Below are 10,755 nucleotides of genomic sequence, written 5' to 3' on the forward strand. Positions count from 1 at the left end.
TGTATTACTTAATGAGTTCGTAGATAGCTTCTGCATAAATGGCAGCTGCACGGTAAAGTTGCTCAACTTCAATAAATTCGTTGGCTTGGTGCATGGTGTTGACATCGCCTGGGAACATAGCTCCATAGGCTACGCCACGTTTGAGCAAGCGGCCGAATGTACCACCACCGATAACTTGTTCGTGACCTTTCAAGCCTGTGTGTTTTTCGTAAACAGACAAGAGAGTTGCGACCATTGGGTCATCGATTGGGCAATAATGTGGAGTGTGGCCATGCTCAGACAAGCTGACAGCTTCTACGCCAAGTTTTTCCAAACCAGCCTTGATGGTTTCAGGGTTGGTATTTTTTGGATAACGGAAGTTGAGGGCAATGGTGTTGTCAGATGAAGTTTCATCAAACTTGAAGACACCTGCGTTCATAGAAAGAGCTCCCATCTGCTCATCGTAAATGGCTACGCCGAGTTTTTGTCCATCGTGGTCTTCAAGAAGGACTTGACCAGCCAAATCAAGATAGGCTTTAGCTGCTCCGTCAAAGGCAAATTGGCTGAGGAATTTTGCCAAGTAAGTTGCACCGTTGACGCCTTCTTCTGGGGTTGAACCGTGGGCTGATTTTCCGATGACGGTGACTTGAACTTGACCGTTTTCAAGGTTTTCCGCGTCAGCTTTTAGGCCATAGGCTGCTGTGAAATCTGCCAACTTGCTGTCTAGGTCTGCTAGGTCACCAGAGATAATAGCTGTCGCAGACTCAGGCACCATGTTCTCACGCAAACCGCCTGTGAAGGAATGCAGTTTAGCAGCTCCGCTATTTTCCCCCGCAAAATGAAGATAAGCTGTTATATTGCCCTTTTCTCCGTTGATAATCGGGAACTCAGCATCTGGAGAAAATCCGAAATCTGGCAAGGGAAGGCCGACGTGCTCGAAGTAGTAATCCATGTCCGCCCAGCCTGACTCTTCGTCGGTACCGACGATGAAGCGGACTTTTTTAGAAGTCGGAAGACCCAACTCCTTGATGATTTTCAAGCCGTAGTAGCAAGCCATGGTCGGTCCCTTGTCGTCAGAGGATCCGCGGGCAAAGAGCTTGCCGTCGATGATTTGCGGCTCGTACGGGTCAGTGTTCCAACCGCTTCCTGCTGGCACCACGTCCAAGTGACCAAAGATACCGAGAACTTCTTCGCCCTCGCCAAATTCAAAGTGACCTGCGTAGTTGTCAACGTTCTTGGTTGGATAACCATCACGCTGAGCGATTTCCAGGAACTTGTCCAAGGCACGCACTGGGCCTGGTCCAAATGGGTGCTGGGCATCTGCCTGGCTGTCGTCACGCTCAGAATTGATGCGGAGGAGGTCAAAAAGGTCCGCTAGAAACTCATCTTTGCGTTTGTCAAACTCTGCTCTAAAATCTACTGTCATATGTTCTCCTTTTCAGTATCGTCATTTGGTTTCTCTTTTATTACTGCGACGAGCAAGGAAACGTCGTTTCCTTATTTCCAACTTCAAACACTCCACTGGAGTGTTTGAACTCGCCTTGCCGTACTTCAGTTATGCCTGCGGCTGTTGACACAAACTTCGTTTGTTTCATCTCCGACCTTCAAAGGTTCCCCGAACAGTTGTTGACACAAACTCTGTTTGTTTCATTTCCAACCTTCAACAGTCACTACTCTGACTGTTGAAGCTAGTAATAAAAGTAAACCAAAAGACTATCAAAGTAAGTCTATTTTATCATATTTTTCAAGACTTCACTGCTAAAAAATGACCTTTCACAAAGAAAGATCATTTTGCTTTATTCAAACTCCAACTGGGCCTTGTTGGTAAAATAGGTCTGATAGGCTGCGTAGGAGGCGATTACTGAAGCCAGACTGGTTGCAGACAGCAACATGAACATGACCATTATCTGATAGCGGATGGCATGGACCGGATCAACTCCTGCAAATATTAGCCCTGACATCATTCCAGGCAGGCTGACCAGACCGACTGTCTTGGCTGAGTCAATGGTGGGCTGCATACCTGTTTTGATAGCCTCTCGCAAAATATCCTGTGAAGCCAATTTGACAGTTGCTCCCAGACTTAATTTTTCCAAGACTTGTTGACGATTGTCTGTGAAAGACTTGTACATAGCCCGATAGGACAGACCGATTGCCGTCATGGCATTACTAGCCAACATCCCTGAAATGGGAATGACCTGTGAAGGAATAAATTGGATAGCACCCGATAGTACCAAGATTGTCAAGGTCAATCCAGTCGAAGCCAAAAGTGCAAGAAAAGGATGAAGCAAGGATTTCTTGCCATTGGGATTGCGTTTGTTGGCTTGGACACTGGCATTGTAAAGAATAATCAGAATCATAGCCAAGCTGAGAAAGACATTGGAGGCTTGGAAGATAAATTTGAGAACGTAGCCGACAAAAATCAACTGGAGAACTGTTCTGACAACTGCCATAAAAATATCCTTGGTCAAGCCCAGTTTTTCCTTTTGACTGATTCCCATAGCAACTAGGACTAGCCCGAACACAAGGGCTAGGGACAGGTTATCTACTGAAACATTCATACTTGGACCCGACCTCCTTCTATTTTCAAAATCTTTTGGGCTGCCTCAATCTCTGATTGGTCATGAGTGACTTCAATTAAGGTATTTCCAGCTGCATGGTAATCTGCTAAAAGCTTGTTGACAATGGCCTTGGTTTCAGAGTCCAGTCCCGCAGAGATTTCATCTAAAAGTAAGACTTTGGGTTCAAAGAGCAAATTGCGAACGAGGGCCACTCGCTGTTTTTCTCCTCCTGATAATTCTGTGATTTTCTTGGTCAAAAATGCTGGCGCTAGATTGACCCTTTCTAAAGCCTTGAGGGCTTTGCTTTGGTCAAATGCAAGCTGACGGAGCTCATAAGGAAAGCGGAGATTGTCTTGGACGGTCTGCCCAAAGAGAACTGGCTGTTGAAAACAATAGGAAACTTCTCTCCTGTAAGTCGGCATATCCAGCTCTGCTATGTTCCGACCCTGAAAGAAAATGGTCCCACTTGTCGTGGATGTCAAACCTGCCAAGAGCTTGAGGATGGTGCTTTTTCCACTGCCCGAAGGTCCAACCAAGGTTAGCCGCTCTCCTTCTAAAACAGTGAAGCTAATATCAGTTAAAATCGACTTATCCCTATCAGATAAGCCGACAGATTGAAGTTGGAAAAGGTGCATCTTAATGTCCGTGCTCTTCTGCTTCTTCTGCAGCAATGGCAATAGCTTGTGTTTCATGAACTGTCCCGTGAGCGTGATGGGCAGGTCCATAAATAGAGTAGATTTTAAGATCTTCTTGGCCAATGTTGATGACATTGTGGTATGCACCGTTTGGAATTAAGATTGCATCTTCTGGTCCGACTTCAGTATCAAGTGTAATCTTGTCTTCGGACTCTCCCATAATAACACGACCGTGACCTTGTTCAATGCGGAGGAATTGGTCGTTTTCGTTGTGTACTTCCGCTCCGATGTCCCCGCCAACTGGGATGGACATCAGTGTAACTTGCAAGAGTTCCCCGGTCCAAAGTGCTGTGCGGTAGTTGGTATTTTCAAGCGTTGCTGTTTCAATATTGGTTACAAATGGTGCTTTTCCGTAATCTTTAGTTGTCATAGTTGTTTACCTCTAAATGATAATTATTCTAAACTTTCTTTAGAACAATTCTAATTATACTCCTTTTAAAATACTTGTCAAGCTTTTTTAGAAACATTATAATTTTCAGAATATACTTAGCGAATAGCTAAGAAAAAGCCACCTTTCGGCAGCTTGCTTCTTATGTCAATTCATTAAAATCCCATACATCATCTACCCAGCCTTGATAGAAATCAGGCTCGTGGCAGACCATGAGGATAGAGCCCTTATAGGCCTGAAGGGCACGTTTGAGTTCATCCTTGGCATCCACATCCAAGTGGTTAGTCGGCTCGTCCAGAACCAAGACATTGTTTTCACGGTTCATAAGCAAGCAGAAACGAACTTTGGCCTGCTCACCACCTGAAAGAACTTGAATTTGGCTTTCGATATGTTTGGAAGTCAGACCGCAACGAGCCAAGGCTGCCCGTACTTCTGCCTGGTTAAGGGCTGGAAAGGCATCCCAAACGGCTTCAAGCGGAGTCTGACGATTGCCACCAGCTACTTCTTGCTCGAAATAGCCTAGTTCCAAATACTCCCCACGCTCCACAGAGCCTCCGAGCGGTGGAATAATCCCCAGCAAACTTTTGAGAAGAGTGGATTTCCCGATACCGTTGGCACCGACAATGGCAATCTTCTGGTTGCGTTCAAAGGTCAAATTGAGCGGTTTACGTGTCAATACACGGTCATAACCAATTTCCAAATCAGTCGTTTGGAAGATAAATCGACTTGGCGTTCGAGCCATTTTGAAATCAAAGGATGGCTTTGGTTTCTCTGCTTGAAGCTCAATAATCTCCATCTTGTCCAATTTCTTCTGACGAGACATAGCCATGTTTCGAGTTGCAACACGGGCCTTGTTACGGTTAACGAAGTCCTGCAAGTCCGCGATTTCTTTCTGCTGGCGTTCGTAGGCAGCCTCTAACTGAGCCCGCTTCATAGCATGTACTTCTTGGAATTGGTAATAGTCGCCTGTGTAACGGGTCAAGAGTTGATTTTCCACATGGTAGACAATGTTAATCACATCATTCAAGAAAGGAATGTCATGCGAAATCAAGACAAAGGCATTTTCATAGTTCTGCAAGTAGCGTTTGAGCCAGTCAATATGCTCTGCATCCAAGTAGTTGGTCGGCTCATCCAGAAGCAGGATATCAGGTTTTTCCAAGAGTAATTTTGCCAAAAGAACCTTAGTACGTTGGCCACCTGATAACTCCGTCACGTCCTTGTCCATACCATAATCCATAACGCCCAGAGCCCGTGCCACTTCGTCAATCTTGGCATCCAGCGTATAGAAATCACGGCTTTCCAAACGATCCTGCAGCTCACCAACCTCTTCCATGAGGGCATCCATATCGGCTCCCTCTTCTGCCATGGACATGTAAATGTCATTGATACGAGCTTCTGTCTTGAAAAGTTCATCGAATGCTGTCCGCAAGACATCACGGACTGATTGACCCTTTTCTAGTTTAGCATGCTGATCTAAATAACCTGCCGTTACATAACGTGACCATTCAACCTTACCTTCATCTGGCTGCAATTGACCTGTCACGATGGACATGAAGGTTGATTTTCCCTCACCATTGGCACCAACAAGACCAATATGCTCCCCCTTCAACAAACGGAAGGAAACATTCTCAAAAATTGCACGGTCACCAAACCCATGACTCAAATTCTTTACTTCTAAAATACTCATAATTTCCTCACAAAAGAGGCTGGAAATCCTTCCAGTCTCTGTTTACATTTTCCTTAATCCAAACCTATTTCTGCACGGACCACATCAGCAATGGTGTCCACATAGTAATCGACTTCAGCATCTGTTGGAGCTTCTGCCATGACACGCAAGAGTGGCTCGGTACCACTTGGACGGACCAAGATACGCCCGTTTCCAGCCATCTCTGCTTCCATTTTTTCAATGATAGCTGCAATAGCAGGCACTTCCATGGCCTTGTCCTTCATGCTGTTTTCCACACGGATATTGACCAATTTTTGTGGGTAAATGGATACTTCTGCCGCCAATTCTGACAACGTTTTACCTGTTTCTTTCATAATTTTGGTCAATTGCACAGCGGTTAACTGACCATCACCTGTGGTGTTATAATCCATGAGAATGACGTGTCCAGACTGCTCACCGCCGACATTATAGCCACCTTTGCGCATTTCTTCGACAACATAACGGTCGCCGACTGCGGTCACGGCTTTTTCAATCCCCTCACGGTCCAAAGCCTTATGGAAACCAAGGTTAGACATAACCGTTGTTACAATGGTATTTTTAGCAAGAAGTCCCTTGTCTGCTAAGTACTTACCTACGATATACATGATACGGTCACCGTCAACCAAGTCACCATTTTCATCGACAGCAATCAAGCGGTCACTGTCACCGTCAAAGGCCAGACCGATTTGGCTTCCTGTTTCCTTGACCAATTCTTGCAACTGCTCAGGATGGGTTGAACCAACTCCCTCATTGATATTCAAGCCGTCTGGATTTTCAGCCATAACTGTCAAATCAGCTCCCAAATCCGCAAAAATTTGACGAGCAGAGGTTGAGGCTGCACCATTAGCAGTATCCAAGGCCACTTTCATCCCTTCCAACTGAGTACCAGTCGATACTAGGAAGGATTCGTATTTACGCAAACCCTCTGGATAATCGACCACATCCCCCAAACCTTGTGCAGATGGACGTGGTAGCGTATCTTCCTCAGCATCCAAGAGAGCCTCAATCTCTGCTTCTAAGGCATCATCCAACTTAAAGCCGTCGCCCGCAAAGAACTTAATACCGTTATCTTGGGCAGGGTTGTGACTGGCTGAAATCATAACACCAGCGCTAGCTTTTTCTGTTTTCACCAAGTGAGCTACACCTGGTGTTGCAAGGACACCTAGTTTATAGACGTGAATTCCAGCTGATAAAAGTCCAGCTACCAAGGCAGCTTCCAACATTTGTCCCGAAATACGTGTATCACGCGCCACAAAGACACGAGGTACATCCGTTTCATGTTGACTAAGAACATAACCACCAAAACGACCTAGTTTAAATGCCAATTCTGGCGTCAATTCTACGTTTGCTTCTCCGCGGACACCGTCCGTACCAAAATATTTACCCATTTTAAAATTTACCTCTTATTTCGTTTTTGTTATGGTGATTTGTAGGTTGGCTTCTGTTTGTGATAAAACAACTGGCAAGACATTGCCATCACCATCTACTGCCTGCAACTTCGCTGTTCCACTATAATTAGCGGATAAATTGCTGACATCTACTGCGATTGCCTCGATGCGATCAATCTTAGCCATGGTTTCTTCATCCGTTGTTACTTTTACAGTATCGACATTGACGGAAACCTTAGAAAGACTATAACCTTCTGCCAACTGGTTACTATAAACCTTAGCTTCAACAGGTAGAGCCTTACTGACACGCTTGCCTATTTTAACTGTAATGGTGTCTGGTGCCAGGGTCGCAGTTACTCCTGCTGGTAAATTGGCCAATTGGAGTTTGACAGTATTGGTTCCGGCCATCATCTCCTTCAAATCTGCGACAACTTGAAAAGTTCGCGTAGATTCATCGGATTCCCGTTGCAAAAGCACTCGATTGGATCCTCTCAACTCCACAGTAACTGTTGATGAGAAACCTGAAATAAAGTACTCACTGGTATTATATTCAATATCTATCGGTACATTATTTAAGGTATGAACATAGGTTTCTGACTCCGTATTCTGAGCGGCTGTTTCTGAATTTTTATAGTTGGTAGTAGTCGCATAGAAAAAAAGCAAAAGCGCTAAGAATAATGAGAGAAGTAAGTGACCTACAGCTTTAAATTTTTCTTGCATGTTTGCCCCCTCTCAATCGCTTCAAAAATGTGTTTTTCTCCTGATTATCAGAACCGAAAATAGTCCATAGTTCAGCCTCAAATTCCTCCAAGCTCAAGTCATGCTTGAAATTACCATTATGAGCAATGGAAATACTACCCGTTTCCTCTGAAACTATGAAAACAAAGGCATCTGAAACCTCTGACAAACCAATCGCAGCCCGGTGCCTAGTGCCAAATTCTTTTGAAATACCTGCACTTTCAGACAGGGGAAGGTAGGCACAGGAAACCGCAACCTTATCATCCTTGATAATAACTGCTCCATCATGCAAGGGGGTATTAGGAATGAATATATTTATCAATAATTCACGCGAAATATCTGCGTTCAACGAAATACCCGTTGCCCTATATTCTTGCAAGGTTTGAGCCTGCTCCACTGCCACAAGTGCTCCAATTTTACGCGGTGACATATAGGCTGCGGATTTTACAAGAGCATCAATGAGCTTTTCTTCCTTACTGAGCGTATTAGCTGAAAAAATATGGGTCGTCCGTCCTAACTTTTCAAGCATGGCTCGCAGTTCTGGAGCAAAAATAACAACTGCTGCGATAACTCCATAGGTAATGACCTGATTGATCAACCAGGCAATGGTCTGCAAACCAAATAAACTAGCAAGAAGTTGTGCAATGATAAAGAGAAATACCCCACGGATGAGGGTCATAATCTTCGTACCAGCAATAGCCTTACTAAAATTATAAATCAAATAAACAACGATGCTGATGTCAATCAAGTGTAGGATAGCTACCCAAGGACTAGCAATCAGACTTGACCAATACCCAGCATCCAGTAACTGGCTTAAGTTTAACATAGGTTTCTCATACTTCCTAACTCGTACATGGTAACGTTTCTATTATATCACATTTTTTCTTTCTTTTTTTAGAAAAGGATGAAGATAGGATTAAATTTATTACAAATAGTCATCAGAAATGTATCAGTATTTCTACATACTCCGTTCTAGAAAATCCCTGACCTTTATGATAAAATAGTCCCATGAAAATAAATACTTTATTAGGGATTGCCGCAGGGAAGACCAGCCAGTTTGTCCTCAACAAACTGGGCCGAGGAACTACCTTGCCTGGTAAAATTGCCCTTACATTCGATAAACATATTTTAGATAGTTTGGCTAAGGATTATGAAGTCGTTGTTGTGACAGGTACCAACGGTAAGACTTTAACAACTGCCTTGACCGTTGGAATTCTTCAAGAAGCCTTTGGCGAAATCACGACCAATACCAGCGGTGCCAATATGATTACAGGGATTACGGCAACATTTTTATCTGCCAAGAAAAACAAAAAGGGCAAGAAGATTGCCGTCTTGGAAATAGACGAAGCCAGCCTGGCCCGTGTGACCGACTTTATCAAGCCTAGCTTGATTGTCTTTACCAATATCTTCCGTGACCAAATGGACCGTTATGGTGAGATTTATACCACCTACCAGATGATTTTGGACGGGGCTGCCAAGGCTCCACAGGCAACCATTTTAGCCAACGGCGACAGCCCGCTTTTCAACTCGACAAACGTTATCAATCCAGTGAAATACTACGGTTTTGCGACAGAGGAGCATGAGCCACGTCTGGCCCACTACAATACCGAGGGTGTTCTCTGTCCTCATTGCCACCAGATTATCCAGTACAAGCTCAATACCTACGCCAACTTGGGCAGCTACATCTGTAGCAACTGTGGTTTTAGCCGACCTGAGCTGGACTACAAGTTGACCGAACTAAAAGAAATCACCAATACCTCTTCTACCTTTGCCATTGACGGTCAGGATTACAAAATCAACATCGGCGGGCTTTATAATATCTACAATGCCCTAGCAGCTGTCAGCGTAGCCGCATTTTTCGGAGTAGCACCTGAGAAAATCAAGGCAGGTTTTGACAAGTCCAAGGCAGTCTTCGGTCGCCAAGAAACCTTTAAACTCGGTGATAAGGATTGTACACTGGTCTTGATTAAAAACCCTGTCGGTGCAACCCAGGCTATTGAAATGATGAAACTGGCTCCATACGATTTTAGCCTGTCCGTCCTTCTCAATGCCAACTACGCTGACGGAATTGATACCAGCTGGATTTGGGACGCTGACTTTGAACAAATCACTCAAATGGACATTCCACAAGTCTTTGCAGGCGGTGTCCGTTCGTCTGAAATCGCCCGTCGCCTCCGTGTGACTGGCTATCCTGAAGACCAGATTACTGAAACACCTAAACTGGAAGACATCATGACCTTGATTGAGCAATCGAGTAGCCAACATGCTTATATCCTCGCCACCTATACAGCTATGCTGGAATTCCGCGACCTGCTGGCTCAACGCCAAGCCGTTGGAAAGGAGATGAAATAATGGTCTATACATCATTAAAAAGTCCTGAAAAAGACTACACTTATGATCTCCACATCGCCCACCTCTACGGTGATTTGATGAACACCTACGGGGACAATGGCAATATCCTCATGCTCAAGTATGTGGCTGAAAAGCTGGGGGCTCGTGTTCAGGTGGACATCGTTTCCCTGACAGATGAATTTGACAAGGATTTCTACGACATCGCCTTTTTCGGTGGTGGTCAAGACTATGAGCAGTCTATTTTAGCCAAGGATTTACCAACTAAAAAAGACAGCCTAACAGACTTTATCGAAAACGACGGTGTCATGCTGGCTATCTGCGGTGGCTTCCAGTTGCTCGGTCAATATTATATTGAAGCAGGCGGTAGAAAGATTGACGGACTGGGTATCATGGGCCACTACACCCTCAACCAGACCAACAACCGTTACATCGGTGACATCAAAATTCACAATGAGGAGTTCAACGAAACCTACTACGGTTTTGAAAACCACCAAGGTCGCACCTTCCTAGCTGACAACCAAAAACCCCTGGGCAAGGTTGTCTATGGCAATGGCAATAACAAGGAAGACGGCGGCGAGGGCCTACACTATAAAAACACCTTCGGCAGCTACTTCCACGGACCAATCCTGTCCCGCAATGCCAACCTGGCCTACCGCCTGGTCACAACTGCCCTCCGCAAAAAATACGGACAAGACATCCAACTTGCCAGCTACGCTGACATCCTCAGCAAAGAAGTCGCTGAAGAATACGGCGATGTGAAAAGCAAGGCAGAATTTGATAAATAAAGCAAAACCGCTTCTGATATTCAGAGGCGGTTTTGTTATTTTCTATTAACTTATATTCCCTTTAGTAACGTGTAACTTTCCAAATTTAAAAAAGCGACTCATAGAATTATTTCCTCCCGTTAAATAATAGATAACTATTAAAAATAGACAATACTTGCTCATAAGTA

Annotated in this window: 10 protein-coding genes and 1 pseudogene; 2 read left to right on the forward strand and 9 right to left on the reverse strand. The window is 44.6% G+C overall.

Features of this window, described 5'->3' with window-relative positions; genetic code table 11:
- Positions 1-4: 4 nt before the first annotated feature.
- The 8 genes from pepV to cdaA form a co-directional block, all read right to left on the reverse strand.
- A complete protein-coding gene (pepV, locus tag C1G53_RS07580) occupies positions 5-1,405 on the reverse strand; it encodes a dipeptidase PepV (RefSeq protein WP_105113340.1) in 1,401 nt (466 codons plus the stop codon).
- A gap of 370 nt (positions 1,406-1,775) precedes the next feature.
- Positions 1,776-2,537 carry an ABC transporter permease gene (locus C1G53_RS07590; RefSeq protein WP_105113342.1) on the reverse strand — a complete coding sequence of 254 codons (762 nt, stop codon included), beginning with the start codon at positions 2,535-2,537 and terminating at the stop codon, positions 1,776-1,778.
- Positions 2,534-3,172, reverse strand: coding sequence for an ABC transporter ATP-binding protein (locus C1G53_RS07595; RefSeq protein ID WP_105113343.1), 639 nt, complete (start codon positions 3,170-3,172; stop codon positions 2,534-2,536). The genes C1G53_RS07590 and C1G53_RS07595 overlap by 4 nt, the downstream gene beginning before the upstream one ends.
- A gap of 1 nt (position 3,173) precedes the next feature.
- A complete protein-coding gene (locus C1G53_RS07600) occupies positions 3,174-3,602 on the reverse strand; it encodes a cupin domain-containing protein (protein ID WP_105113344.1) in 429 nt (142 codons plus the stop codon).
- 160 nt (positions 3,603-3,762) lie between these two features.
- Positions 3,763-5,307, reverse strand: coding sequence for an ABC-F family ATP-binding cassette domain-containing protein (locus tag C1G53_RS07605; RefSeq protein WP_105113345.1), 1,545 nt, complete (start codon positions 5,305-5,307; stop codon positions 3,763-3,765).
- A 53-nt stretch (positions 5,308-5,360) separates the two neighbouring features.
- Positions 5,361-6,713 carry a phosphoglucosamine mutase gene (gene glmM, locus C1G53_RS07610; protein WP_105113346.1) on the reverse strand — a complete coding sequence of 451 codons (1,353 nt, stop codon included), beginning with the start codon at positions 6,711-6,713 and terminating at the stop codon, positions 5,361-5,363.
- A gap of 15 nt (positions 6,714-6,728) precedes the next feature.
- Positions 6,729-7,433 carry a YbbR-like domain-containing protein gene (locus C1G53_RS07615; RefSeq protein ID WP_105118257.1) on the reverse strand — a complete coding sequence of 235 codons (705 nt, stop codon included), beginning with the start codon at positions 7,431-7,433 and terminating at the stop codon, positions 6,729-6,731.
- The gene (cdaA, locus tag C1G53_RS07620) at positions 7,417-8,277 is read right to left on the reverse strand and encodes a diadenylate cyclase CdaA (protein WP_105113348.1); all 861 of its coding nucleotides are present in this window, start codon (positions 8,275-8,277) and stop codon (positions 7,417-7,419) included. The genes C1G53_RS07615 and cdaA overlap by 17 nt, the downstream gene beginning before the upstream one ends.
- A 182-nt stretch (positions 8,278-8,459) precedes the next feature.
- Between cdaA and murT the strand changes: the two genes are divergently transcribed.
- Positions 8,460-9,803: a lipid II isoglutaminyl synthase subunit MurT gene (murT, locus tag C1G53_RS07625; RefSeq protein ID WP_105113349.1), complete on the forward strand. Its 1,344-nt coding sequence runs from the start codon at positions 8,460-8,462 to the stop codon at positions 9,801-9,803.
- Positions 9,803-10,588 carry a lipid II isoglutaminyl synthase subunit GatD gene (gene gatD, locus C1G53_RS07630; RefSeq protein ID WP_105113350.1) on the forward strand — a complete coding sequence of 262 codons (786 nt, stop codon included), beginning with the start codon at positions 9,803-9,805 and terminating at the stop codon, positions 10,586-10,588. Before murT ends, gatD begins: the two co-directional genes overlap by 1 nt.
- A 54-nt stretch (positions 10,589-10,642) precedes the next feature.
- Here gatD and C1G53_RS13680 read toward each other — a convergent pair.
- A pseudogene (locus C1G53_RS13680) lies at positions 10,643-10,750 on the reverse strand (rRNA adenine methyltransferase); the annotation flags it as partial.
- Between the last annotated feature and the right edge of the window lie 5 nt (positions 10,751-10,755).

The organism is Streptococcus suis (assembly GCF_002960445.1).
In the GTDB taxonomy this organism is placed as follows: domain Bacteria; phylum Bacillota; class Bacilli; order Lactobacillales; family Streptococcaceae; genus Streptococcus; species Streptococcus hyiners.

Bases quoted from the DNA above. Each gene is read 5' to 3' on its own strand.
- pepV (WP_105113340.1), bottom strand. From the start codon at position 1,405: ATGACAGTAGATTTTAGAGCAGAGTTTGACAAACGCAAAGATGAGTTT.
- C1G53_RS07590 (WP_105113342.1), bottom strand. From the start codon at position 2,537: ATGAATGTTTCAGTAGATAACCTGTCCCTAGCCCTTGTGTTCGGGCTA.
- C1G53_RS07595 (WP_105113343.1), bottom strand. From the start codon at position 3,172: ATGCACCTTTTCCAACTTCAATCTGTCGGCTTATCTGATAGGGATAAG.
- C1G53_RS07600 (WP_105113344.1), bottom strand. From the start codon at position 3,602: ATGACAACTAAAGATTACGGAAAAGCACCATTTGTAACCAATATTGAA.
- C1G53_RS07605 (WP_105113345.1), bottom strand. From the start codon at position 5,307: ATGAGTATTTTAGAAGTAAAGAATTTGAGTCATGGGTTTGGTGACCGT.
- glmM (WP_105113346.1), bottom strand. From the start codon at position 6,713: ATGGGTAAATATTTTGGTACGGACGGTGTCCGCGGAGAAGCAAACGTA.
- C1G53_RS07615 (WP_105118257.1), bottom strand. From the start codon at position 7,433: ATGCAAGAAAAATTTAAAGCTGTAGGTCACTTACTTCTCTCATTATTC.
- cdaA (WP_105113348.1), bottom strand. From the start codon at position 8,277: ATGTTAAACTTAAGCCAGTTACTGGATGCTGGGTATTGGTCAAGTCTG.
- murT (WP_105113349.1), top strand. From the start codon at position 8,460: ATGAAAATAAATACTTTATTAGGGATTGCCGCAGGGAAGACCAGCCAG.
- gatD (WP_105113350.1), top strand. From the start codon at position 9,803: ATGGTCTATACATCATTAAAAAGTCCTGAAAAAGACTACACTTATGAT.